Origin of the sequence: Nocardioides secundeburneus, assembly GCF_039939255.1 — a bacterium.
In the GTDB taxonomy this organism is placed as follows: Bacteria; Actinomycetota; Actinomycetes; order Propionibacteriales; family Nocardioidaceae; genus Nocardioides.
This window is the reverse complement of the sequence record NZ_JBDUUE010000004.1, coordinates 289,182-312,581: the sequence shown is the minus strand read 5'-3', so window position 1 is coordinate 312,581 and position 23,400 is coordinate 289,182. Positions and strand designations below refer to the sequence as shown.

Sequence of the window (23,400 nt, the reverse complement as noted above, 5' to 3'; positions counted from 1 at the left end):
TGTCGCTGGGACTCTCCGCGCAATCGCGCCCACAGTGCCACCAGCTCGCGGGGCGCGATGACTCGTCGCGTCGGGCGACCTGCCGAGGTGCGAACTAGCTCGCGAAGTACTCGCGCCACACCGGGTCGAGGTCGGGCACGTCTGGGATCCCACGCTCGACGAGCTGCCGGCGAATGCGCTGCAGCGTGACGAGAGGCTCGCGGTAGATGCCGCGCGCGGTGACGACCAGGATCCGGTAGCCGTCGTCGTCGAACTCCTCGCGTCGCTCGAGGTCGATCTGCCACTGCTCCGGGGACGCGTGGTGGAGTCCGTCGTACTCGACGATGAGCTTGATGCTCGGGTAGCAGAGATCGAAGCGCCGACGCCAGGTGCCGTCGTCGCGGTAGATCCGGTAGTTGACGACCGGCTCAGGGAGTCCGGCCAGCACGATGAGCATGCGCAGCCGGGACTCCATCGGCGAGTCGACGCCCTCACGTACGAAGGAGGCGGCGAGAAGCGCGAGCTTGGCGTAGTAGTCGGTGCTCTCCGAGCAGGCTCGCACGAGCACGGCCGGCGAGATTCCAAACCTTCTGACCAGCGCATCGCCGAGCACCACCATGTCGACGAGCCCGAGGTGCCCAGCGCAATCGATGAATGTCTCGATGACGTCGGTGACCGGGATGCCGTCGACCACGACTATCCGCTGACGTCGGTCGGTGACATGAGCCTTGATCTCCGGCCGGAAGCGCCGATCTTGGTGGCGCGTCACCGTGATGTGCACGAACGGGGTCTCGGGCACCGGCAGGCCGTGGACCGCAGCGGCAGTGAGCCGCGAGGCGTACGCGCCCTCGGGGTGGATGACCAACGCTGCCCGCAGGACGGTCGAGCGATCGACCGCGCTGGCCAGTACCCATGCACCCACCACGGGTGAGATGTAGGACTCGCCGCGCCACACCGAACGCATGTTCATCCCGACCGCGCGCGCCTGGGTCGAGGTGAATGGGCGCGACGGGTCCAGGGAGGCCTTCTCGGGCTCGAACGTCATGCCAGCAGCATGCGACGAGACACCGACAGTCGAGCTGGGTTATCCACAGCCCCCGCCGACGTGGCGTTCTTCCCCACGATCTCGAGGCCAGGAGTGGCACTCACCGCGCGATTGCGCTGCTAGCACCAACGATCAGGACTGCGGTTGGCACTCACAGCGCCATTGCGCGGCCGGTACCGGCGACCGAGCCCGTTCATGGCACTACGGGCGCAATGGCGCGGCTAGTGCCGGTGACCAGGTCGATTCGCGGCACTACGAGCGCAATTGCGCGCAGAGTGCCACCGGTCAAGCCGCTCGCTCCCGAGCAGGTCTGATCGAACAGACAGGCACGGATGCGAGCGCGAGGTGGTCGCGATCAGGAGACCGCGGTGGGCTTCTCGCCGGTGACGACGAAGACGACGCGGTTGGCGACGGAGACGGCGTGGTCGGCGATGCGCTCGTAGTAGCGGCCGAGGAGGGCGATGTCGACGGCGGCCTCGACGCCGTGGTCCCAGTCGTCGGAGAGGAGCTCGGCGAAGGAGGTGCGGCGCAGCTGGTCCATCTCCTCGTCGTCGCGGCCGAGGATGATCGCGGCCTCGACGTCGCGGGTGCTGATGATGTCGGCGACGCGGGCGACCATGTCCTCCGCGACGGCGGCCATGCGCTGCACGGTCGGCTTGGCGGCGTCGGGGACGGCGATCTCGGGCACCCGGAGGCGGGCGATCTTGGCGACGTGCACGGAAAGGTCGCCCATGCGCTCGAGCTCGGTGACCATCCGCAGCGCGGCGACGACGACGCGGAGGTCGCCGGCCACGGGCTGCTGGAGGGAGAGCAGCTCGAAGGCGCTCTCCTCGACCCGCTCGCGGGCCCGGTCGATGTCGACGTCGGCGTCGATGACCCGCTCGGCGGTGGTGACGTCCCCGCTCATCAGGGCGGCGGTGGCCCGGGTGACGGCGGTCTCGACCTGGCGGCAGATGGCCGCCAGCTCGACGAAGACGGAGTCGAGCTGCTCGTGGAACTGATCGCGCATGAGACCGACCCTAGGTGGGGGTGGGAGCGGTCCTGGGGTGAACCGGTGAACGCCGGATGAACAGAGGGAAGTCACACGCTCGCCGGTCAGGGACACACGTCACACCGCCGTACCATCGACGGGTGGACCCGACGACGCAGGCGTTCCTCGCCGCGATCATCGGCGCGGTCGTGGCCGGCGGCGCCGTGCTCGCGTGGCACGTCAGCGACCGCCAGCAGCACGCCCGGCCACCCGTCGCCGAGCCCGCCGTCCCGCCGCCGGTGGCCGCGGTGCTGTCGGTGCTGCGCAGCAGCGCGCTCATCGTCGACGACTCCGACGTCGTGCTCAAGGCCTCGGCGCCGGCCTACGCGATGGGCCTGGTGCGCGGCACGACACTGGTCACCCCCGAGCTGGCGAGCATGGTCAGCGAGACGCGCCGCGACGGCCAGATCCGCGAGACCGAGCTGGTGATGCCGCGCGACAACGCGCCGGCGCGCCACGTCACGGTGCGCGTGGCCCCGCTCGGCTCGCGCATGGTGCTGGCGCTCGTCGAGGACCGCACGCGCGAGCGCCGGGTCGAGTCGGTGCGCCGCGACTTCGTCGCCAACGTGAGCCACGAGCTCAAGACCCCCGTCGGCGCCATCCGCTTGCTGGCCGAGGCCGTGCAGGAGGCCGCCGACGACCCCGAGGCGGTCCAGCGGTTCTCCGACCGGATGCTGCTCGAGAGCGACCGGCTCACGGTGCTCGTGCAGCAGGTCATCGAGCTCTCGCGCCTGCAGGGCGACGAGCCGCTCGACTCGCCGCTGCCGATGTCGATCGACGAGGTGATCGGCACGGCCGTCGACACCAGCGCGATCGACGCCGCCACCAAGGGCATCTCGGTCGTCACCGGCGGCACCCGGGGCCTCAAGGTCCTCGGCAACGAGGAGCAGGTCGCGACCGCCGTGGCCAACCTGGTCGCCAACGCCGTCCACTACTCCGACCCCGACTCCACCGTGCTGGTCACCACCCGCCTCGAGGAGTCGTTCGTCGCGATCAGCGTCGTCGACCAGGGCATCGGCATCCCCCGCGTCGAGATCGACCGCATCTTCGAGCGCTTCTACCGCGTCGACCCCGCCCGCCACCGCTCCACGGGCGGCACCGGCCTCGGCCTGTCGATCGTCAAGCACGTCGCCGCGACCCACGGCGGCGAGGTCAAGGTCTGGTCGGTCGAGGGCCAGGGCTCCACGTTCACGCTCACGCTGCCCCACGCCGAGCCCGGCGCCACCGTCGCCGACGCCGACGTCGACCTCGACGTCGACGTCGACGACGACTGCCCCGAGGCCACGCTGGCCTCGGCTCCCGCACCTACCGAGGCGACGCACACGGCGTCCGCCCAGAACCAGAAGGACAACGGATGACCCGCGTACTCGTCGTCGAGGACGAAGAGAGCTACAGCGAGGCCCTCGCCTACATGCTGCGCAAGGAGGGCTTCGAGGTCGCGATCGCCGCTGACGGCAACACCGCCCTCACCGAGTTCGACCGCAACGGCGCCGACATCGTGCTGCTCGACCTCATGCTGCCCGGTCTGCCCGGCACCGAGGTGTGCCGCACGATCCGCCAGACCTCGAACGTGCCCGTCATCATGGTCAGCGCCAAGGACGACGAGGTCGACAAGGTGGTCGGCCTCGAGCTCGGCGCCGACGACTACGTCACCAAGCCCTACTCGCCGCGCGAGCTCGTGGCGCGCATCCGCGCCGTCCTGCGCCGCGGTCAGGACCCCGACCTGCTGCCCGACACCCTCGAGGCCGGCCCGGTCCGCATGGACGTCGAGCGCCACGTCGTCACCGTCGACGGGCACGAGCAGCGGCTGCCGCTCAAGGAGTTCGAGCTGCTCGAGATGTTCCTTCGCAACCCCGGTCGGGTGCTGACCCGCGGCCAGCTGATCGACCGGGTCTGGGGCTCCGACTACGTGGGCGACACCAAGACCCTCGACGTGCACGTCAAGCGCCTGCGCGCCAAGCTCGAGCCCGACCCGAGCGAGCCGAAGTACCTCGTCACCGTGCGCGGCCTGGGCTACAAGCTCGACCTCTGAGTCGACGGCGTCGCAGCAGCCCGGTTGGCAGCAATGCATGGTGCGACGACCGAATTCCGCTGGGCACGACGTCATCGGCGTCCGTAGCCTTGGGTCGTGACGCAGACGCACGAACCGGCCACGCCCGCCGCACCCGCCGCCGCCCCGCCCGCCTGGCTGCCGCTCGCGGCGGTGAGCACGACGCTGGTGCTGTGGGCCTCGGCGTTCGTCGCGATCCGCCACCTCGGCGGTGACTTCTCCGCCGGACCGCTCTCGCTCGGCCGACTGCTGGTCGGCGCGGTGGCCCTCGGCGTGGTCACCGTGCTGATGCGCCGAGGGGCGCCGCTCCCGCGCCCGACCGGGCGCCAGTGGGTCTCGATCGCCACGATCGGCATCTTGTGGTTCGGCGTCTACAACGTGGCCCTCAACGAGGGCGAGCAGCGGGTCGACGCCGGCACGGCCGCGATGCTCATCCAGGTCTCGCCGGTGCTGATCGCCGTCCTGGCCGCGGTGTTCCTCGACGAGCGCTTCACGCCGCAGCTCGCCCTCGGGCTCACGCTGGCCTTCGGCGGCGTCGCGCTCATCGGCCTCTCCGGGTCACCGGACGGCGACCGCGACCTGGTCGGGGTCGGGCTCTGCCTGCTCGCCGCGGTCGTCTACGCGGTGAGCCTGGTGCTGCAGAAGCCGCTCGTGGCGAGGCTGCCCGCCGTCATGATCACCTGGCTGGCCTGCACGATCGGCGCGGTCGCGTGCCTGCCCTACGCCGGCGGACTCGTCGACGAGGTCGGCGACGCGCCGACGTCGTCGGTGGCCTGGCTGGTCTACCTCGGCGTCTTCCCGACGGCCATCGCGTTCAGCACCTACGCCTACGCGCTCAAGCACATGAGCGCCTCGAGCCTCGGCGTGACGACCTACGTCGTGCCGGTGATCACCATCGTGCTGAGCCTGGTGTTCCTCGACGAGGTGCCGCCGGGCCTGGCCTACGTGGGCGGGGCGCTGGCGCTGGTCGGGGTCGCGGTGGCGCGGCGCAGGGCCCGACCGCGGACGGTGGCCACTACGCTCCCCCGGTGAGCATCGTCGCGGGCGTCCTGGTCGGCCTGGTCGCCGCCCTCCACCTCTACATCCTGGTCCTGGAGATGTTCTTGTGGACCCAGCCGATCGGCCGCCGTGCCTTCGGCCTCGACGCGGAGTTCGCCGAGGCCTCGAAGGCGATGGCGGCCAACCAGGGCCTCTACAACGGCTTCCTGGTCGCCGGCCTGGTCTGGGGACTCGTCTCGGGCGAGACCGACGTCCGGTTGTTCTTCCTCGGCTGTGTCGCCGTGGCCGGCGCCTACGGGGCCGTGACGGTCTCGCCGCGGATCCTGTTCGTGCAGACCGTGCCGGCCGTCGCCGCCGGGGCGGCCGTGCTGCTGGCCTGAGGTCTCGAGGCTCGTCGCCAGGGCTCCTCGTACCTCGACCAGCGCCGGGCTCAGAGGTCGAGCGCCATCGCGACGTCGGCGCGGGCGTAGGGACCGGGCTCGTGCTCGTCGGCGCCGAGGTGCCGGAAGCCGTGCTCCTCGTAGAGGTGCACGGCCGCGACGAGCCGGGCGTTGCTCTCCAGCTCGATGCGCGTGGCGCCGAGCTCGCGCGCCCGGGCCACGGCGGCGGCCACGAGGGCGCGGCCGGTGCCGTGACCCTGGTGGTCGGGCGAGACGGCCATCTTCACCAGCTCGACGACGCCGGGACGCGGTGTCGCGGCCAGGCCGACGCAGCCGATGACCTCCGCGTCGGGGCCGGCGCCGAGCCGGGCCACCAGGACGGCGCCGCCGGGCTCGACCAGCTGCTCGACCGGGTGCCGCAGCTGACGGGCGTCCTCGGGCTCGAGGGCGAAGAACTGCTCGATCCACTGCTCGTTGAGGCGCCGGAACGCAGTGGCGTCGGCGTCGTCACGGAGGTCGTCGATCATGAGGGTAGGACTGGACACGACTCCAGTGTGACCATGTGACCGAGTCGCGTCCAAGACCTGTTCCGCACGATCGATAACCTGGATGCATGGATCTCGCCGACCGGGTCGACCTCCGCCTGCTGCGGTCGTTCGTCGCCGTCGCCGAGGAGCTGCACTTCGGACGCGCGGCCGAGCGGCTCCGCATCGCGCAGCCGGCCCTGTCGCAGCAGGTACGGCGCCTCGAGCGCGACCTCGACGTGCAGCTGCTGACCCGCACCTCGCGCAGCGTCGCGCTCACGCCGGCCGGGCGGGTGCTGCTCGACCGCGCGCACGCCGTCCTCGCCCAGCTCGCCCGCGACCTCGACGAGACCGTCCGGGTCGGCAAGGGCGAGCAGGGCCGGCTCGACGTCGGCTTCGTCAGCTCGGCGCTGCCGCTCGGCCCGCTGCAGCACGTGCAGTCGTTCCGCGAGCGCTACCCGCGGGTGCAGGTCGAGCTGACCGAGGGCTACACCTCCCACCTGGTCGCGCAGCTGCACCGCGGCACCCTCGACATCGCCGTCGTGCGCGACCCCGACCCCGACGACGCCCTCACCTGCAGCCCGTTCCACGTCGAGCCCTACGTCGCCGTCGTGCCGGCGTCGCACCGTCTCGCGCGACGGCGCCGCATCCGGGCCCGCGAGCTCGGGGGCGACCCGTTCGTCTTCTTCCCGCCCGACGCCGGCGCGCTGGCCACCGAGCGCAACCTCGCCCCCGTCGTCGAGGACGGCGTCCTGCCGCGCGTCGTGCAGGTCGGCTCGTCGTGGGCGACGCTGCTGCACCTCGTGCGGGCCGGCGTCGGCGTCACGGTCGCGCCGGCGAGTGCGCTGCTGGTGGCGCCCGACGGCGTGGTCGCGCTCGCGCTGGAGGGCAGCCGGCACCGCAGCGAGCTGGTCTGGGCGCGGCGCGCCGGCGACGACCGGGCCATCCTCCACAACGTCACCGCCGGCGGGTGACTCGCCCGGAACACGCCTGAAACGCGGGTTCCGTAGGGTCGGCGCGTGCCCGCGCTCCCCGTGCTTCAACCCGGTCGGGGACCGGTCCGGGCCGACGCCTACCTGCCCGCCGACGTCGACGCGGTGCTGTGGGGCCGGCTGCCGTGCGCCACCGACGCGCCGGTGCTCACCGTCGAGCCGGGCACCGAGGTCACCGTCGACACCATCAGCCACGAGGGCCTGCTCGAGGACCAGGGCCGCGACCCCCGCCGGTTCTTCGAGGCCCACGGCGCGACCGACGTCCTCGACGACGCCGTCGCGCTCGCGGCGTCGTCGACCGTCCACGACCCCGCCCACGACGGGCCGCACGTGGTCTCCCGACCGATCGCGGTCAGCGGCGCGCGCCCGGGCGACCTGCTCGCGATCACCGTGCTCGAGACGCTGCCGCGTGTGCCCTACGGCGTCGTGTCGAACCGGCACGGCCGCGGCGCCCTGCCCGGCGAGCTGCCCGCCGGGCCCGACACCGTCTCGGTCTTCGCCGCCGTCACCGACGACGGCACCCACGGCGTCCTCCCGCTCGTCGACGGCGGCCCGCCCGCCGTGTCGTTCCCGCTCGCGCCGTTCCTCGGCATCATGGGCCTCGCCGTGCCCGGCGACCAGCGGCCGCACTCGGTGCCACCGGGACCCCACGGCGGCAACCTCGACATCAACCTCCTCACCACCGGCGCCACCCTCTACCTCCCGGTCCAGGTCGACGACGCCCTGGCCTACGTCGGCGACCCCCACTTCGCCCAGGGCGACGGCGAGGTCGCCCTCACCGCCATGGAGGCCTCCCTGCGCGCCACCGTGCGCTTCGACGTCATCGCCCACGAGGACGCCGTCCGGCAGTTCGGCGAGCTCGCCGGCCCTCTCGCCGAGACCGCCGACCACCTCGTCCCGACCGGCCTCGACGCCGACCTCGACGTCGCCGTCCAGAACTGCGTCCGCGCCGCGCTCGCCCTGCTCGAGGCGCGCTACGGCATGCAGCGCCACCTCGCCTACGCCTACCTCTCCGCCGCGACCGACCTCGACATCAGCCAGGTCGTCGACGTCGTCAAGGGCGTCCACGCACGCATCCGCAAGAGCGACTTCGAGCTCCGCCCATGACCGACCTGCTGGAGGCCTTCTGGGCCTACGAGCGCGCGCTCATGGCCGACGACCTCGAGGCGATGGACGCACTCTTCGCCCCCGGCCCCGCGACCCTGCGCGGCGACGCCGACGGGCTGGTCGTCGGCCACGACGCGATCGCCGCCTTCCGTCGCAGCCGCGGCGGAGCGCCGCCGCGCACCGTCCTCGAGGTGCACGTCACGCCCGTCGACGACGACCACGCGCTGGTCGTCGCCATCACCGCGCCGGCGGGGGGCGGTCGCGGGCAGCAGACCCAGCTCTGGCGACGCACGGACGGCGTCTGGCAGGTCGTCGTGGCGCACGTCGCCGTCCCGGCGCCGGCGCTCGACCCGCGGGTCTGGCGGGTGGTCGGCGACCCGCTCGTGCCGACGACGGTCGACGACGGGCCGCTGGCCGGCGAGACCGTCGCCGTCAAGGACCTCTACGCCGTCGCCGGCCACCGCGTCGGCGCCGGCAACCCCACGTGGCTCGCCGAGGCGCGCGTCGAGATCGCGCACGCCCCCGTCGTGCAGGCCCTGCTCGACGCCGGCGCCTCGCTGCGCGGCATCGCCCGCACCGACGAGCTCGCCTACTCGCTGGCCGGCACCAACGCCCACCACGGCACCCCACCCAACCCGGCCGCACCCGCTCGCATCCCGGGCGGGTCGTCGTCCGGCTCGGCGACGGCGGTCGCGCTGGGTCACGCCGGCATCGGCCTCGGCACCGACACGGGCGGCTCGGTGCGGGTGCCCGCGGCGTACCAGGGCCTGTGGGGGCTGCGCACGACCCACGGCGCGATCAGCCGCGACGGCCTCGTGCCGCTCGCCCCGAGCTTCGACGCCGTCGGGTGGCTCACGCACACCCCCGAGCTGCTCGCCCGCGTCGGCGACGTGCTCCTGCCGGACGCCGAGCCCCGACCGGTGCCGGCGGTCGTGGTCGTCCCCGAGCTCGTGGCGCTGGCCCGGCCCGACGTCGCCGCCGCGGTCACCCGGCACGCGGAGACGATGGGAGCGACACCGGAGTCGTGGGACCTCACCGACCTCGCGTCGTGGCGCGCGGCCTTCGCCACCTGGCAGGCCTGGGAGGCGTGGCGCGCACACGGCGACTGGCTCGACGGCCGGCTCGACGTGCTCGGGCCCGACGTCCGCGGCCGGTTCGAGACGGCGTCCCGGGTCGGCGAGGCCGAGGCCGAGGAGGCCCGCGCCCTCTGCGCCGTCGCCGGCGAGGTCGTGCGCGAGCGGGTCGGCGACCGCGTCGTGGTGCTGCCGTCGGCGTCGTCGGTCGCGCCGGCGCTCGGCTCCGACCTCGGTGTCGTCCGTGAGGCGACCCAGCTGCTCACCTGCCTCGCCGGGCTCGGCGGACTGCCCGCGCTCAGCGTGCCCCTCACGACCGACGACCGACTGCCCACCGGCGCCTGCCTGCTCGCGGCCCCCGGGCGCGACCGCGACCTGCTCTCCCTCGTCTCGGACGGCGCCTGATGGACGTCGCCGCCTTCAACGCCCTCCCCCGCGACGAGGCCGTCGCCGTCGTCGCGGTCTGGGCGGCGATCCCCTCCTGGGTCGAGGCGCTGGTCGATGCACGCCCCTATCCCGACCGGGCCACCCTCGTCGCGGCGGCGACCCTCGGCGCGGCGTCGTGGTCCGGCGCCGAGGTCGAGGCCGCCCTCGCCGACCACCCGCGCATCGGCGAGCGGCACGCCGGCTCGGGCGCCAGCGCCGCGCACAGCGCCCGCGAGCAGGCCGGCGTCGACCCCGCCGACGCCGACGTCCGGGCCCGCCTCGCCGACGGCAACCGGCGCTACGAGGAGCGGTTCGGCCGGGTCTACCTCGTGCGGGCGGCCGGCCGGACGGCGTCCGAGATGGTGGCGATGCTCGAGGAGCGGCTCACCCATGACGACGCCACCGAGCGCGCCGTCACCCGCGAGCAGCTGGCCGAGATCGCGCTGCTGCGGCTGACCTCCGCCGTCACCGACGGCACGACCGACCGCACCGGCGAGGATGAGGCATGACCACCCTCAGCACCCACGTGCTCGACGCCGCCCTGGGCCGCCCGGCCGCCGGTCTCGACGTCGTCCTGCTCGACGCCGACAGCGACCGGCTCGAGACGGCGACCACCGACGCCGACGGGCGCGTCCGCCTCGCGACCGTCGTCGAGCCCGGCGACTACACGGTCGGCTTCGGCACCGGCCGGTGGTTCGCCGCCCAGGAGCGCGACACGTTCTTCCCGCACGTGGCGGTCGCGTTCACCGTGACCGCCGACCAGCCGCACTACCACGTGGCGCTGCTGCTGAGCCCGTTCTCCTACACCACCTACCGAGGGAGCTGAGCCCATGGCTGACGGCGACATCGTGCTGGGCGCCAACCAGTACGGCAAGGCCGAGTGCCGGCTCGTGCGGGTCACGCGCGACAGCGACGTGCACGAGATCGAGGACCTCAACGTCACCACGCAGCTGCGCGGCAACTTCGCGGCGTGCCACGTCGATGGCGACAACAGCCAGGTGGTCGCCACCGACACCCAGAAGAACACCGTGTACGCGTTCGCCCGCGACGGCATCGGCTCGCCCGAGGCCTTCCTGCTGCGGTTGGCGCGACACTTCGTCGACGGGTTCGACTGGGTCACCGGGGCCTGCTTCGAGTCCGAGGCCTTCACCTGGCAGCGCATCGAGGTCGACGGCCGGCCCCACGACCACGCCTTCGTGCGTGCGGGTGCCGCCACGCGCACCACCGTCGTCCAGCTCGACGGCGACGAGACCTGGGTGCTCGCGGGACTCACCGACCTCACGGTGCTCAAGTCGACCGGCTCGGAGTTCCACGGCTTCCCGCGCGACCGCTACACGACGCTCGCCGAGACGACCGACCGCATCCTCGCCACCTCGGTCACCGCGCGTTGGCGCTACAGCACGATCGACGGAATCGACTTCAACGCCACGTTCGACGCCGTCCAGGCCCTGCTGCTCTCGACCTTCGCCGGCACGCACTCGCTCGCGCTGCAACAGACGATCTTCGCGTGCGGCAAGGCGGTGCTCGAGGCGTTCCCGCAGATCGCCGAGATCAGGCTGTCGTGCCCCAACAAGCACCACTTCCTCGTCGACCTGTCGCCGTTCGAGCTCGACAACCCCGGCGAGGTCTTCCTCGCCGCCGACCGGCCCTACGGGCTCATCCAGGCCGCCGTCGAGCGCGAGGGCGAGCCCGCCGCCCCGGGCGCGTGGGCCGCGATCCCGGGCTTCTGCTGATGGTCGCCTCGGTCTCCGGCAGGAACGTCCTCGTCGACGGCGTCCTCCGGCCGGCGACCGTCGTCGTCGACGGCGGGCGCATCGCCTCGGTCTCGGCCTACGACCCCGACGCCGACGGCCTCCACGCCCCCGACACCGCCGTCGTGCTGCCCGGGGTCGTCGACACCCACGTGCACGTCAACGAGCCCGGCCGCACGCACTGGGAGGGCTTCGCCACCGCCACCCGGGCCGCCGCGCTCGGCGGCGTCACGACGATCGTCGACATGCCCCTCAACTCGATCCCGCCGACGACGACCGTGGCCGGCCTCGAGGCCAAGCGGGCCGCGACGACGGGGCAGCTCGCCGTCGACGTCGGCCTGTGGGGCGGCGCCGTGCCCGGCAACCTCGCCGACCTCGAACCCCTGTGGGAGCACGGGGTCTTCGGGTTCAAGTGCTTCCTGTCGCCGTCGGGCGTCGACGAGTTCCCGCCGCTCGACGCCGACGGCTTCGCGGCCGCGATGACCGAGGTCGCCCGGCTCGACGCGCTGATGATCGTGCACGCCGAGGACCCCGCCGTCCTCGACGCCTCGCCCGCGCCGTCCAGCCGCGCCTACGCCGACTTCCTGCTCTCACGCCCCGACGCCGCCGAGGTCGACGCGATCGCGCGGGTGGTGCGGGTCGCGCGCGAGACCGGCGCGCGGGCGCACGTGCTGCACCTGTCGAGCGCGCGGGCGCTCGACCTGATCGCCGACGCGCGGGCCGACGGCGTCCGGCTCACGGTCGAGACCTGCCCGCACTACCTGACGTTCGCCGCCGAGGCGATCCCCGACGCCGCCGCGCGATTCAAGTGCTGCCCGCCCGTCCGCGACGCCGGCAACCGCGACGCCCTGTGGCAGGCCCTGCAGGAGGGGATCGTCGACGTCGTCGTCACCGACCACTCCCCCGCCACTGCGGCGGAGAAGACGAGGGGCGACGGCGACCTCCAGCTGGCGTGGGGCGGCATCGCCGGGCTGCAGGTCGGCTTCACCGCCGTCGCCCACGAGGCGCTGCGCCGCGGCCTCGACCTCGCCGACGTCGCCCGCTGGATGGCGACCTCGACGGCCGACCTCGTCGGCCTCGCCCACAAGGGCCGCATCGTGGCCGGCGCCGACGCCGACCTGGTCGTCTACGACACCGCGCGTCCCCTCGACGTCCGCGTCGCCGAGCTGGCGCACAAGAATCCGATCTCGGCCTACGACGGCCTGCACCTCGACGGCCGCGTGACCCACACCGTCGTCCGCGGGCGGCTGGTCGACGTCGACGCGCCGGACCCGACGTGGGGCCGGGTGCTCGACCGCTCCATCACCAGAGCGCCCCGCGCGTGAAACACCGGTGAAACGACGGTTTCATAGGCTGGCGTCGTGACCGGACCGATCGACCCCCCACCCCGCCTGCTCATGGGCCCGGGTCCGGTCAACGCCGACCCGCGCGTGCTGCGGGCCATGTCGGCGCAGCTCGTCGGGCAGTACGACCCGTGGATGACGGCCACGATGACCGAGACCATGGGCCTCTACCGCGAGGTCTTCCGCACGGACAACGAGCAGACCTTCGTCGTCGACGGCACCTCGCGCGCGGCGATCGAGGCCGCGCTGGTCTCGCTGGTCGAACCGGGCGACCGCGTGCTCGTCCCGGTGTTCGGTCGGTTCGGGCACCTGCTGGTCGAGATCGCCCAGCGCTGCGGCGCCGAGGTGCACACGATCGAGGTGCCGTGGGGCGAGGTGTTCGCACCCGAGGTGGTCGAGGACGCCGTCCGCGCGACGCGGCCGAAGGTGCTGGCCGTCGTCCAGGGCGACACGTCGACGACGATGTGCCAGCCCCTGGCCGACCTCGGCGAGATCTGCCGCCGTCACGACGTGCTGCTCTACTGCGACGCCACCGCCTCGCTCGGCGGGAACGCGTTCGAGCACGACGCCTGGGGCCTCGACCTCAGCACCGCGGGCCTGCAGAAGTGCCTGGGCGGGCCGAGCGGCAGCGCCCCGATCACCATCGGTCCGCGCGCCGTCGAGGTGATCGACCGGCGCCTGCACGTCGAGACCGGCATCAGGGACGACGACGACGAGACCGGCCCCGGCGGGCGCATCCGCTCCAACTACCTCGACCTCGCTCAGGTCATGGCCTACTGGGGACCCCGCCGGCTGAACCACCACACCGAGGCCACCACGATGCTCTACGGCGCCCGCGAGTGCGCCCGCCTGCTCGTCGAGGAGGGCCTCGACGCCGCCGTCGCCCGGCACGAGCGGCACGGCCGCGCGATGCTCGCCGGCGTCCGGGGGCTGGGCCTCGCGGTCTTCGGCGACGTCGCGCACAAGATGCACAACGTCGTCGCGGTCGAGATCCCCGACGGCGTCGACGGCGACCGCGCCCGTGCCGGCCTGCTCGACGACTTCGGCATCGAGATCGGGACGTCGTTCGGCCCGCTCCACGGCCGCGTGTGGCGCATCGGGACCATGGGCCACAACGCCCGCAAGGACGCCGTGCTCGTCACCCTCGCCGCGCTGGAGCAGGTGCTGCGTGCCTCCGGGGCGTCGGTCACGGCCGGCGGCGGCGTCGGCGCCGCCCAGGAGGTCTACGCCTCGTGAGGACCGCATGACGACCGCCACCCAGGTGCTCGAGCGCTGCGCCCACCTCGACCGCTACTCCTCCGACCCGCGGGTGCTGACCCGCGTGCACCTCTCGCCCGAGCACCGCTTCGCCAACGACCGCACGGCGATGTGGATGCAGCAGGCCGGGCTCACCACCTGGCAGGACGCCGCCGGCAACCAGTGGGGCCGCCGTGAGGGAGCCACGGCGGGCCTGCCCGCCCTCGTGCTCGGCTCCCACCTCGACACCGTGCCCGACGCCGGCAGCTTCGACGGCATGCTCGGCGTCGTCATGGCCATCGCCGTCGCCGAGCGGCTACGCCACGTCGCGCTGCCGTTCGCGCTCGAGGTCGTCGGGTTCAGCGACGAGGAGGGCACCCGCTTCGGCAAGGCGCTCCTGGGCAGCCAGGCCGTCGCCGGGCTGTGGGACGAGGACTGGTGGGCGCTGCGCGACCGTTCCGGGACGACGCTGCTCACCGCCTTCGAGGAGTTCGGCCTCGACCCGCGCCGGGTGGGCGAGGCGGTGCGTCGTCCCGACGAGCTGGTCGGCTACCTCGAGGCGCACATCGAGCAGGGACCCCGGCTCGAGGCGGCCGACGAGGCGCTGGGGTTCGTCACCTCGATCGCCGGCGCACGCCGCTTCCGCATCGCGGTGCTCGGCGAGGCCCGCCACGCGGGCGGGACGCCGTACCCGCGTCGTCGCGACGCGCTCGTCGGGGCCGGCGAGGTGGTGGTCGCGATCGAGCGCCTGGCCCGCGAGTCGCGCTGCCTGGCCACCGTCGGCCGGCTCGAGGTGCAGCCGGGCGCCGTCAACGTCATCCCCGGCCGCGTCGACCTCAGCCTCGACCTGCGCGCCGAGACCGACGCCGAGCGCGACGCCATGTGGGAGACCATCCACGCCGAGCTGACCTCGATCTGCGAGGGCCGCCGGCTGCGGGCCGAGGTCGTCGAGACCCACGTCGCCGCCTCGGCCTGCTGCGCCCCGTGGCTCCAGGACGCCGTCGTCGCCGGCATCCGGGCCACCGGCCACGACGCGCCGTCCGGCCTGTGGAGTCCGGCCGGCCACGACGCCATGGCGATGGCCGAGGTCACCGACATCGGCATGCTGTTCCTGCGCTGCCACGACGGCATCAGCCACCATCCCGACGAGAACGTGCTCGAGGACGACGTCGCCGTCGGCCTCGACGCGTTCGAGCAGACCGTGCTCGCCGTCGCGCGGGCCGAGGCGTGAGGCACCCGTGAGCGAGCTACGCATCGAGCAGCGCATCGCCGAGCGCCAGGACGCCCTGTCGCCGCAGGAGCGACGCGCAGCGGCCACCCTCGTCGACCACCTCGACGACCTCGCCACCTACCGCGCGGCCGAGCTGGCCGACCTGGCCGGGGTGTCGAAGGCGACGATGAGCCGGCTGTTCCGCAGCCTCGGCTACGCCGACTTCGACGAGGTCCGAGCCCACCTCCGGGCACTGCGCGAGGCCGGCGAGCCGCGCCGTCTCGACGGTCCGCCCGACCTCGGCGCGCACGCCGAGGCCGAGGGCGAGCTCGTCCGGCGGGCGCTCGCCCAGCCCCGCCTCGACGACGCGGTCGCCCTCGTCGCCGACGCCGCCCGCGTCACCGTGCTGGGCTGGCGCAGCGGCTACCCCGTCGCGCTGCACCTGCGCCAGCAGCTCGCGCACGCCCGGGGCGACGTCCGGCTCGCGCCCGCGCCGGGCCAGGTGCTCGGCGAGGAGATCGCCGACCTCACCGCCGGCGACGTCGCCGTCGTGCTCGGCTTCCGGCGCCGGCCGGCCGGCTTCGGGGCGCTGCTGGCCGCCGTCCACGACACCGGGGCGACGGTGCTGCTCGTCGCCGACCGCACGGCGTCGATGCACGCCCACCACGCCGACCTGTGGCTCGAGTGCCCGGTCGAGACCCGGCTGGCCTTCGACTCCTACGCCGGCGCGATGAGCCTCGTCGGCGTGCTGGCCGACGGCGTGCTCTCGCACCTCGGCGCGCCCGCCCGGCGCCGCGCCGCGGCCATCTCGGCCACCTACGCCCGCCTCGGCGAGGTCGAGTGATGGACCTGAGCACCGTCACCTCGTTCCGCTCGGCGCGCTCGCGCGACGACCTCGCGCTCGCCCCGGGCGAGGCCTGGCTGGGCGGCGGCACGTGGTTGATGTCCGACCCGCAGCCAGCGACGTCCGGCCTCGTCGACCTGACGACGCTCGACTGGGCCCCCTGGGAGGCGGTCGACGGCGGCCTGCGCATCGCCGCCACCTGCACCATCGAGCAGGTGGTCGAGGCGCCGTGGCCCGAGCACGTGCGCGACGTCGTGCGCGAGTGCGCCGACGCGCTGCTGATGTCGTTCAAGGTGCAGCAGGTCGCCACGGTCGGCGGCAACGTGTGCCTGGCGCTGCCGGCCGGTGCGATGACCGCGCTGATGGTCGCGCTCGACGCCGACGTCGTCGTGTGGACGCCGGACGGCGGCGAGCGCCGTCAGTCGGTCGCGTCGTTCGTCACCGGCGTCCGGTCGACCACGCTGGCGCCCGGCGAGGTGGTGCGCGCCTTCGAGGTCGCGTCGACCGCGCTGGCCTCCCGCCTGGCGTTCCGGCGCCTGGCACTGCACCGGCTGGGCCGGTCGTCGGCGCTCGTCGTCGGACGCTCCACCGACGCCGGACCGGTCGTCACCGTCACCGCCTCGACGCCGCGTCCCTACGTCGTGAGCTCGGTCTCCGACCTCGCCGGCCTCGACTGGTACGCCGACGCCCACGGCGCCGCCGACTGGCGCGCGGCCGTGACGCGGTTGCTCGTCGGCCAAGTGCTGGCGGAGCTGGCATGAGCGGCACGACGGTCGACGGCGTCCCGCTCGACGCCGAACCGGAGCCGGGCCAGTGCCTGCGCACCTGGCTGCGCGAGCACGGCCACACCGCACCCAAGAAGGGCTGCGACGCCGGCGACTGCGGCGCCTGCTCGGTGCTGCTCGACGGCCGGGCGGTGCACTCGTGCCTGGTGCCGGCCGCGCGCGCCGTCGGCGCCACGGTGACGACGGCCGCCGGGCTGGGCACGCCCGAGCGGCTCTCGCCGGTGCAGGAGTGCTTCGTGCGCGCCGGTGGGTTCCAGTGCGGGTTCTGCACGGCCGGCTACGTCGTCACGGCCACCGCCGTGGCCGAGAAGGAGGTCGACGTCGACCGCGCCTTCAAGGGCAACCTGTGCCGCTGCACCGGCTACCGGTCGATCCGGGACGCGCTGTCCGGCGAGGTCAACCTCGACGACGCGACCGACAAGCCGTTCGGAGCCTCCCTCGGCGCCCCCGCCGGACGACGCGTCGTGACCGGCCGCGAGGCCTACACGCTCGACCTCCCGCCCGACCCCGACCGGCCGACGTTGCACGTCGCGCTGCTCGGCAGCCCGCACGCCCACGCCCGCATCACGGCCGTCGACACCACCGCCGCCGAGGCGTTGCCCGGCGTCCGGCTGGTGCTCACCCACCTCGACGCACCCGACGTCCTCTACTCGACCGGGCGCCACGAGAACCGGCTCGACGACCCCGACGACACACGGCTGTTCGACGACGTCGTTCGATTCGTCGGACAACGTGTCGCAGCGATCGTGGCCGACTCCCGGGTCGTGGCCGAGCGCGCCCGGTCGCTGGTCCACGTCGACTACGAGCCGCTGCCCGCCGTCCTCGACCCCGACGAGGCACGGCGTCCCGGTGCCCCGTTGCTGCACGGCGACAAGTCGCCCGAGACCTCGCGCATCTCCGAGCCGGGGCGCAACGTGGCCGCACAGTCGCACGGCGAGGTCGGCGACGTCGCCCGCGGACTGGCCGCGGCCGCGGCCACGGTGCGCGGCACCTGGCGCACGGCGCGGGTCACGCACGCCTCGCTCGAGACCCACGGCGCCCGCGGCTGGATCGACGACGACGGCCGGCTCGTCGTCCGCACCAGCACGCAGGTGCCGTTCCTCGTGCGCGACGAGCTGGCGCGCGTGCTCGGCCTCGCCCGCGAGCAGGTGCGGGTCGTGACCGCGCGCGTCGGCGGCGGCTTCGGCGGCAAGCAGGAGCTGCTCGTCGAGGACGTCGTCGGGCTCGCCGTCCTGCGCCTGCACGAGCGCGGCGACCTGCGGCCCGGCCAGGGCGTGCAGCTCGAGCTGACCCGCGAGGAGCAGTTCACGATCGTGCCGTGCCGTCACCCCATGCGGGTCTCGGTCGAGCTCGGCGCCGACGCCGACGGCGTGCTGACCGCGATGGCGATCGACGTCGTCACCGACACCGGCGCCTACGGCAATCACGCACCGGGCGTGATGTTCCACGGCTGCCACGAGTCGATCGTGCTCTACCGCTGCCCCAACAAGCGCCTCGACGCCGAGGCCGTCTACACCAACAACCTGCCATCGGGGGCGTTCCGGGGCTACGGCCTCGGGCAGGTGATCTTCGCCGTCGAGTCGGCCCTCGACGACCTGGCCCGCGAGCTCGGCCTCGCCCCGGCCGAGATCCGGCGACGCAACGTGGTCCGCCCCGGCGACGACCTCGTCGTCAACGGCCCGCCCGGCACCGACCTCGTGCTGGGCGGCTACGGCCTCGACCAGTGCCTCGACCTGGTCGAGGCCGCCCTCGCCGCGCCGCCCGCCGACCAGCCGGCCGTGCCCGAGGGCTGGCTGGTCGGCGAGGGTCTCGCGGCCAGCATGATCGCCACCATCCCGCCGCGCGGCCACCACGCCGACGTCGCCGTCACGCTCCACCCCGACGGCGACGCCGTCGTCCGGGTCGGCACGGCCGAGTTCGGCAACGGCACCACAACCGTGCACACCCAGGTCGTCGCCGCGACGCTCGGCATCGACCCCGACCGGGTGCGCGTCGAGCAGTCCGACACCGACCTCGTCGGGCACGACACCGGCGCCTACGGGTCCACCGGCTCGGTCGTCGCGGGCGCGGCGGTGCTGCAGGCCGCCCTCGAGGTCGCCGACCGCGTCGCGCTGCTCGGCGGACGCCTCGACGAGCCGGTGACGGCGACCGGCAGCGCCGACGGCTCGAAGCGGTCGGCGGCGTTCAACGTGCACGGGTTCCGGGTCGCCGTCCACCCCGCCACGGGCGAGGTGCTCGTGCTCGACTCGGTGCAGGCCGTCGACGCCGGCGTCGTCATCAACCCCGAGCAGCTGCGCGGACAGGTCGAGGGCGGGGTCGCCCAGGGCCTCGGCAGCGCTCTGTGGGAGGAGATGACGATCGCCGACGGCGTCGTCACCACCCGCACCCTCCGCGACTACCGGGTCCCGCAGATCGGCGACGTCCCCCGCACCCGCGTGCTGTACGCCGACACCTACGACGAGCTCGGCCCGTTCGGCGCCAAGTCCATGAGCGAGGCGCCCTACAACCCCGTCGCCCCCGCCCTCGCCAACGCGATCCACGACGCCGTGGGTGCGCGCCCCTACGAGCTGCCGATGAGCCGCGACCGGCTCTGGCGGCTGTGCCGCACCACCGCCCAGGAGACACCTCATGATGACGCCGACCAACCCTGACCTCGCCTGGCTCGACCAGGCCCTCGACCTCGCGATCGCCAACGTCGACGCGGGCGGCGGACCGTTCGGGGCCGTCGTCGTCCGCGACGGCGGGGCCGTCGCGGTCGGCCAGAACCGGGTCACCCGTGACCTCGACCCGACCGCGCACGCTGAGGTCGTCGCGATCCGCGCCGCCTGCCGGGCCCTCGACACCTTCGCCCTCGACGGCTGCACGCTCTACGCCTCCTGCGAGCCGTGCCCGCTGTGCCTGGCCTCGTCGCTGTGGGCCCGTCTCGACCGGGTCGTCTACGCCGCCGACCGCCACGACGCCGCCCGCGGCGGCTTCGACGACCTCGCGTTCTACGACCTGTTCGGCGAGGACCGCGACACCTGGCCTATGCCGGTCACCGTCGCGGTGCCGGCCGGCGCGACCGCCGCGGCGGCGCCGTTCGACAAGTGGCTCGCCACCGCGGCCCGCACGCACTACTGAGTCCGGGACCGGGGCGGGGAACACCCGGTGCACCGGGTGACCCCGTCGTTCCCAGGCGCTGCAACCCCTGAGAAGCGCACGAAGTCCCTGAGAAGCCGGCCGGTCCGCCGCGACGCCGTCTAGTGCAGCCGGGCGTCGATGCCGCGACGGCGCAGCGCCTCCAGCGTCGCCTCGTCGCCGCCGAACAGCTCGACGGTGCGCAGGTTCGGCAGCAGGTCGACGTCGTCCCACGACCGGACGTCGAAGGCGTCGTCGTCGCCACCCCAGTGCGGTGCGACCTGCAGGTAGATGTCGTTGCCGCCGTCCATGTGGATCGCGTCGACCTGCTCGAGCAGCCCCCGCGCGACGGGGAGGTCGGCGAAGTACGCCAGCGCCTCGGGGATCGGGTCGTAGCCCTCCTCGGCGAGGTCGATCTCGCGCTCGTCGTACGAGGCGACGAACTCGTCGATGTCGAAGACCGGCTCGATCACGCGGCGCTCGTACATGAGCACCTGCACGACGGCGAGCTTGAGGTTGAGGTCGGCGAACTCGACGGCGTCGACGGCCGCGGCCGGCTTCGGGGCGGCCTTCTTCGCCGGGGCGCGCTTCCGGCGGGGCGTCGGGTGGTCGACGATGATGCGCTGCACGTGCTGGTCGGAACCGGGGTCGGTGCGGGCGGCCATCACGGTCGCCTTGCCGAGAGCGACCGGCGACGACTCGTAGGTCGAGCCGTGCGGCGCGAACAGCCGCCGGTAGCCGCGCCCGTCGATGCGCACGCGGTGGCCGAGCTTGTCCATGTCGATCGTGAACGACTCGGCGTGCACGTCGTCCTTGGTGGCGGCCGTGATGCCGGCCTCGCGCCACCACCACGCCGCCCGCAGGCGGGCGCTGGCCGGCCGGACGGCGGGCTCACCGAAGATCTCGGCGACCTCGGCGAGCACGACGGGGAAGGTCAGCAGGCGCCCGTCGATGGTGATGCCGTCGGCGGTGATCTCGACCGGCGGTCCGTCGGCGCTGTCGACGTCGTCGAGCTCGGCCACGCCCGGGACGTCGAGCCCGAGCGATCGCGCAGCCGCGAGGTGGAGCGCCAGCTCGCGGTCGAGTCCGGGCACCCAGCCCGGGTCGCCCTCGCGCAGGGGGAGGTCGCGCAGGCCGGCCGCCGACTCCAGGGCGACCGCGCGGGCCTCGGGCGACAGTGCGTCGAGCACCGTGGTCAGCGCCGCCAGCGCGTGCTCGGGCCCGAGGACCCGGTGCAGGTGCGGGAGGTCGATCGCGTGCGGCAGGCCGGCCTCGGGGTCCCAGTAGCCGCGGGCGATCCAGTCGGACGCCGACTCCTCGGGCTCGCCGAACGCGACGAGCACGGGCACCAGCACGTGCGCCGTCCACGACATGACCTCGGCGAGCGTGGCCTCGAGGTCGGCGTCGGTGGTGACGTCGAAGTGGAGGGGGACCCGGGCCGCCACGGTCGCCGAGGTGTCGGCGAACGGGCCGTCGGGGAACGGGCCGTCGTAGGCAGCGAGGTCGACGATCAGCGTGATCTCGTCGGGGGTGTTCTGCGCGAGCGGGGAGCGCAGCCACACCATCGCCGCCGGGGCCTCCGCGCGGACCAGCCGGCGATCGCCGTCCCAGGCGAAGCCGAGGGAGGCGAAGGTCTCGGCCAGGCGCTCCCCCACCTGTCCGATGCGCTGCAGGGCGAGGGCGTCGAGCTCGGTCCGGTCGTCGGTGGCGGCCATGCCGCGAACCCTATTCAGCCGCTGGTGAGGCCTCGTCGGAGCCGGTCTCGAGCCAGCCCCGGAAGGCCTCGAGGTTCTTCGTCGACTCGCCGCGCAGCCGGCGCCACTCCCACTCCTTGCGGATCGAGGAGGCGAAGCCGAGCTCGAGGATGGTGTTGAACGACTCGTCGGAGGTGGCCAGCACCGAGCCGAGCAGCCGGTCGAGCTCGTCGCCGGTCGCGGCGGCGAGCGGCAGCCGGGCGTCGAGGTAGATGTCGCCGAGCCGGTCGACGGCGAACGAGACGCCGTAGGTGCGCAGGTTCTTCTGCAGCAGCCAGCGGTAGACCTGTTCGTGGTTCTCGTCGGGGGCGCGGCACACGAACGCGTGCACGCCGAGCGCGTGCGGGCCGACGTCGATGCGGACGGCGGTCTGCAGCTTCTTCTCGCCGGGCAGAGCGAACGAGAAGACGCCGTCGACCTCCTCGAACTCCAGGTCGTTGTCGCTCAGGTGCTCTCGGACGACGGCGGCCGGGTCCGGGGTGCTCACCCCACCGACTCTCGCATGGCGGCACGGGCGCGGCGGTACACCCCGAGCGTCTGGTCGGCGGTGACGTCCCAGGAGAAGTCGCAGGCGTGCTCCAGCGCACCGGCGGCGAGCCGGGCGCGCAGCTCGGGGTCGCCGACGACGCGCCCGAGGGCGGCCGCCCAGGCGGCGGGGTCGTGGCCGTCGACGAGCAGCCCGCTGAACCCGTCGCGGACCACGGTGGTCAAGCCCCCGACGGCCGCGGCGACCACCGGGGTCCCGCAGGCCTGCGCCTCGACGGCGACCAGGCCGAAGGACTCGTTGTACGACGGCACGGCGACGAGCGTCGCGGCGGCATACCAGCGACCGAGCTCGGCCTGGGTCACCGGCGGCACGAAGCGGACGACGTCGTCGATGCCCAGCTCGGTGGCCAGGGCGGCCAGGGCGGTGGGCCGGTCGAGGCCGCTGCCCGAGGGGCCTCCCACGATCGGGACGACGAGCCGGCGCCGCAGGCCGGGGTCGCGCGCCAGCAGCTCGGCGACCGCCCGCAGCAGCACGTCGGGCGCCTTGAGCGGCTGGATGCGGCCGGCGAACAGCAGCACCGCCGCGTCGGCGGGCAGGCCGAGGCCGGCGCGGGCGTGGGCGAGGTCGGTGGGCCGGAAGACGTCGAGGTCGACGCCGGGGTGCACGACCTCGACCCGGCCGGGGTCGGCGTCGTAGAGGTTGATCAGCTGCTTGGCCTCGAGGTCGGTGTTGGCGACGAGCACGTCGGCGGCCTCGACCACCTGCTCCTCGCCGATCACGCGCGCCGCCGGCTCCGGGGTGTCACCCTCGGCCAGCGCGGCGTTCTTCACCTTCGCCATGGTGTGCATGCTGTGCACGAGCGGCACGCCCCAGCGGTCGCGCGCCAGCGCGCCCACCTGGCCCGAGAGCCAGTAGTGCGAGTGCACGGCGTCGTAGTGCCCGACCGGCAGGGCCGCCTCGGTGCGCAGCACCTCGCGGGCGAACACGCACAGCTGACCGGGCAGCTCGTGCTTGGTGAGGCCCTCGAACGGTCCGGCGGTGATGTGCCGCACCTGGACGCCATCTGCGAGCGGCACCAGCGGCGCGAGGCGCGAGCTCGTCGTCCGGGTGAACACGTCGACCTCGACGCCACGGGCGGCCAGCCGCCGGGCGAGCTCGACGACGTAGACGTTGAGACCGCCGGCGTCGCCCGTGCCCGGCTGGTCGAGCGGTGAGGTGTGGAGGCTGATCATCGCCAGCCGTCGCAGCTCACCCAGGTCTCGCACGTG

Annotated in this window: 23 protein-coding genes; 17 read left to right on the top strand and 6 right to left on the bottom strand. The window is 73.8% G+C overall.

What is annotated here, in order from left to right; translation table 11 throughout:
- Positions 1-94: 94 nt before the first annotated feature.
- Together ABFT23_RS12440 and phoU are read right to left on the bottom strand one after the other, a co-directional pair.
- Positions 95-1,024 carry a DUF559 domain-containing protein gene (locus ABFT23_RS12440; RefSeq protein WP_347895598.1) on the bottom strand — a complete coding sequence of 310 codons (930 nt, stop codon included), beginning with the start codon at positions 1,022-1,024 and terminating at the stop codon, positions 95-97.
- Positions 1,025-1,379: 355 nt separating this feature from the next.
- Complete coding sequence (phoU, locus tag ABFT23_RS12435; RefSeq protein ID WP_347895596.1) at positions 1,380-2,033, bottom strand: phosphate signaling complex protein PhoU; 654 nt, start codon at positions 2,031-2,033, stop codon at positions 1,380-1,382.
- A 122-nt stretch (positions 2,034-2,155) separates the two neighbouring features.
- On the opposite strand from phoU, the gene ABFT23_RS12430 reads away from it, so the two are divergent.
- From ABFT23_RS12430 to ABFT23_RS12415, 4 genes are all read left to right on the top strand, one after another.
- Positions 2,156-3,412 carry a sensor histidine kinase gene (locus tag ABFT23_RS12430; RefSeq protein WP_347895594.1) on the top strand — a complete coding sequence of 419 codons (1,257 nt, stop codon included), beginning with the start codon at positions 2,156-2,158 and terminating at the stop codon, positions 3,410-3,412.
- Positions 3,409-4,086: a response regulator transcription factor gene (locus ABFT23_RS12425; protein WP_347895592.1), complete on the top strand. Its 678-nt coding sequence runs from the start codon at positions 3,409-3,411 to the stop codon at positions 4,084-4,086. Before ABFT23_RS12430 ends, ABFT23_RS12425 begins: the two co-directional genes overlap by 4 nt.
- Positions 4,087-4,182: 96 nt before the next feature.
- Complete coding sequence (locus tag ABFT23_RS12420) at positions 4,183-5,136, top strand: DMT family transporter (RefSeq protein ID WP_347895590.1); 954 nt, start codon at positions 4,183-4,185, stop codon at positions 5,134-5,136.
- Positions 5,133-5,483 carry a DUF1304 domain-containing protein gene (locus ABFT23_RS12415; RefSeq protein WP_347895588.1) on the top strand — a complete coding sequence of 117 codons (351 nt, stop codon included), beginning with the start codon at positions 5,133-5,135 and terminating at the stop codon, positions 5,481-5,483. The genes ABFT23_RS12420 and ABFT23_RS12415 overlap by 4 nt, the downstream gene beginning before the upstream one ends.
- A 50-nt stretch (positions 5,484-5,533) precedes the next feature.
- On the opposite strand, the gene ABFT23_RS12410 is transcribed toward ABFT23_RS12415, so the two are convergent.
- Positions 5,534-6,028 carry a GNAT family N-acetyltransferase gene (locus tag ABFT23_RS12410; protein WP_347895586.1) on the bottom strand — a complete coding sequence of 165 codons (495 nt, stop codon included), beginning with the start codon at positions 6,026-6,028 and terminating at the stop codon, positions 5,534-5,536.
- Between the two features lie 68 nt (positions 6,029-6,096).
- Here ABFT23_RS12410 and ABFT23_RS12405 point away from each other — a divergent pair, with 68 nt between their 5' ends.
- From ABFT23_RS12405 to ABFT23_RS12345, 13 genes are read left to right on the top strand one after another with little or no spacing between them, the layout of a single operon-like run.
- Positions 6,097-6,981: a LysR family transcriptional regulator gene (locus ABFT23_RS12405; protein ID WP_347895585.1), complete on the top strand. Its 885-nt coding sequence runs from the start codon at positions 6,097-6,099 to the stop codon at positions 6,979-6,981.
- A 45-nt stretch (positions 6,982-7,026) separates the two neighbouring features.
- Positions 7,027-8,106 carry an acetamidase/formamidase family protein gene (locus ABFT23_RS12400; RefSeq protein WP_347895583.1) on the top strand — a complete coding sequence of 360 codons (1,080 nt, stop codon included), beginning with the start codon at positions 7,027-7,029 and terminating at the stop codon, positions 8,104-8,106.
- The gene (locus tag ABFT23_RS12395) at positions 8,103-9,584 is read left to right on the top strand and encodes an AtzH-like domain-containing protein (protein WP_347895581.1); all 1,482 of its coding nucleotides are present in this window, start codon (positions 8,103-8,105) and stop codon (positions 9,582-9,584) included. The genes ABFT23_RS12400 and ABFT23_RS12395 overlap by 4 nt, the downstream gene beginning before the upstream one ends.
- On the top strand, positions 9,584-10,114 hold the full coding sequence (uraD, locus tag ABFT23_RS12390) for a 2-oxo-4-hydroxy-4-carboxy-5-ureidoimidazoline decarboxylase (protein WP_347895579.1): 531 nt from the start codon (positions 9,584-9,586) through the stop codon (positions 10,112-10,114). The genes ABFT23_RS12395 and uraD overlap by 1 nt, the downstream gene beginning before the upstream one ends.
- Positions 10,111-10,431: a hydroxyisourate hydrolase gene (gene uraH / locus ABFT23_RS12385; protein ID WP_347895577.1), complete on the top strand. Its 321-nt coding sequence runs from the start codon at positions 10,111-10,113 to the stop codon at positions 10,429-10,431. Before uraD ends, uraH begins: the two co-directional genes overlap by 4 nt.
- Before the next feature lie 4 nt (positions 10,432-10,435).
- Positions 10,436-11,338, top strand: coding sequence for a factor-independent urate hydroxylase (gene pucL, locus ABFT23_RS12380; RefSeq protein ID WP_347895575.1), 903 nt, complete (start codon positions 10,436-10,438; stop codon positions 11,336-11,338).
- A complete protein-coding gene (gene allB, locus ABFT23_RS12375) occupies positions 11,338-12,681 on the top strand; it encodes an allantoinase AllB (RefSeq protein WP_347895573.1) in 1,344 nt (447 codons plus the stop codon). Before pucL ends, allB begins: the two co-directional genes overlap by 1 nt.
- Before the next feature lie 36 nt (positions 12,682-12,717).
- Positions 12,718-13,935, top strand: a complete 1,218-nt coding sequence (locus ABFT23_RS12370) for a pyridoxal-phosphate-dependent aminotransferase family protein (RefSeq protein WP_347895571.1) — start codon at positions 12,718-12,720, stop codon at positions 13,933-13,935.
- Between the two features lie 7 nt (positions 13,936-13,942).
- Positions 13,943-15,166 carry an allantoate amidohydrolase gene (locus ABFT23_RS12365; RefSeq protein WP_347895570.1) on the top strand — a complete coding sequence of 408 codons (1,224 nt, stop codon included), beginning with the start codon at positions 13,943-13,945 and terminating at the stop codon, positions 15,164-15,166.
- Positions 15,167-15,173: 7 nt separating this feature from the next.
- A complete protein-coding gene (locus ABFT23_RS12360) occupies positions 15,174-15,989 on the top strand; it encodes a MurR/RpiR family transcriptional regulator (protein ID WP_347895568.1) in 816 nt (271 codons plus the stop codon).
- Positions 15,989-16,750, top strand: coding sequence for an FAD binding domain-containing protein (locus ABFT23_RS12355; RefSeq protein WP_347895567.1), 762 nt, complete (start codon positions 15,989-15,991; stop codon positions 16,748-16,750). Before ABFT23_RS12360 ends, ABFT23_RS12355 begins: the two co-directional genes overlap by 1 nt.
- Positions 16,747-19,425: a molybdopterin-dependent oxidoreductase gene (locus ABFT23_RS12350; RefSeq protein ID WP_347895565.1), complete on the top strand. Its 2,679-nt coding sequence runs from the start codon at positions 16,747-16,749 to the stop codon at positions 19,423-19,425. Before ABFT23_RS12355 ends, ABFT23_RS12350 begins: the two co-directional genes overlap by 4 nt.
- On the top strand, positions 19,403-19,894 hold the full coding sequence (locus ABFT23_RS12345; protein ID WP_347895563.1) for a nucleoside deaminase: 492 nt from the start codon (positions 19,403-19,405) through the stop codon (positions 19,892-19,894). Before ABFT23_RS12350 ends, ABFT23_RS12345 begins: the two co-directional genes overlap by 23 nt.
- Positions 19,895-20,013: 119 nt before the next feature.
- On the opposite strand, the gene ABFT23_RS12340 is transcribed toward ABFT23_RS12345, so the two are convergent.
- Genes ABFT23_RS12340 through mshA form a run of 3 tightly spaced genes read right to left on the bottom strand, consistent with a single transcriptional unit; the run spans position 20,014 to position 23,397 of the window.
- The gene (locus ABFT23_RS12340) at positions 20,014-21,606 is read right to left on the bottom strand and encodes a DUF6892 domain-containing protein (RefSeq protein ID WP_347895561.1); all 1,593 of its coding nucleotides are present in this window, start codon (positions 21,604-21,606) and stop codon (positions 20,014-20,016) included.
- Between the two features lie 10 nt (positions 21,607-21,616).
- Positions 21,617-22,132: a type III secretion system chaperone family protein gene (locus ABFT23_RS12335; RefSeq protein WP_347895559.1), complete on the bottom strand. Its 516-nt coding sequence runs from the start codon at positions 22,130-22,132 to the stop codon at positions 21,617-21,619.
- Positions 22,129-23,397 carry a D-inositol-3-phosphate glycosyltransferase gene (gene mshA / locus ABFT23_RS12330; RefSeq protein ID WP_457623373.1) on the bottom strand — a complete coding sequence of 423 codons (1,269 nt, stop codon included), beginning with the start codon at positions 23,395-23,397 and terminating at the stop codon, positions 22,129-22,131. Before mshA ends, ABFT23_RS12335 begins: the two co-directional genes overlap by 4 nt.
- Positions 23,398-23,400: the final 3 nt, after the last annotated feature.

Bases quoted from the DNA above. Each gene is read 5' to 3' on its own strand.
- ABFT23_RS12440 (WP_347895598.1), bottom strand. From the start codon at position 1,024: ATGACGTTCGAGCCCGAGAAGGCCTCCCTGGACCCGTCGCGCCCATTC.
- phoU (WP_347895596.1), bottom strand. From the start codon at position 2,033: ATGCGCGATCAGTTCCACGAGCAGCTCGACTCCGTCTTCGTCGAGCTG.
- ABFT23_RS12425 (WP_347895592.1), top strand. From the start codon at position 3,409: ATGACCCGCGTACTCGTCGTCGAGGACGAAGAGAGCTACAGCGAGGCC.
- ABFT23_RS12405 (WP_347895585.1), top strand. From the start codon at position 6,097: ATGGATCTCGCCGACCGGGTCGACCTCCGCCTGCTGCGGTCGTTCGTC.
- ABFT23_RS12395 (WP_347895581.1), top strand. From the start codon at position 8,103: ATGACCGACCTGCTGGAGGCCTTCTGGGCCTACGAGCGCGCGCTCATG.
- uraD (WP_347895579.1), top strand. From the start codon at position 9,584: ATGGACGTCGCCGCCTTCAACGCCCTCCCCCGCGACGAGGCCGTCGCC.
- uraH (WP_347895577.1), top strand. From the start codon at position 10,111: ATGACCACCCTCAGCACCCACGTGCTCGACGCCGCCCTGGGCCGCCCG.
- pucL (WP_347895575.1), top strand. From the start codon at position 10,436: ATGGCTGACGGCGACATCGTGCTGGGCGCCAACCAGTACGGCAAGGCC.
- allB (WP_347895573.1), top strand. From the start codon at position 11,338: ATGGTCGCCTCGGTCTCCGGCAGGAACGTCCTCGTCGACGGCGTCCTC.
- ABFT23_RS12365 (WP_347895570.1), top strand. From the start codon at position 13,943: ATGACGACCGCCACCCAGGTGCTCGAGCGCTGCGCCCACCTCGACCGC.
- ABFT23_RS12355 (WP_347895567.1), top strand. From the start codon at position 15,989: ATGGACCTGAGCACCGTCACCTCGTTCCGCTCGGCGCGCTCGCGCGAC.
- ABFT23_RS12350 (WP_347895565.1), top strand. From the start codon at position 16,747: ATGAGCGGCACGACGGTCGACGGCGTCCCGCTCGACGCCGAACCGGAG.
- ABFT23_RS12345 (WP_347895563.1), top strand. From the start codon at position 19,403: ATGATGACGCCGACCAACCCTGACCTCGCCTGGCTCGACCAGGCCCTC.
- ABFT23_RS12340 (WP_347895561.1), bottom strand. From the start codon at position 21,606: ATGGCCGCCACCGACGACCGGACCGAGCTCGACGCCCTCGCCCTGCAG.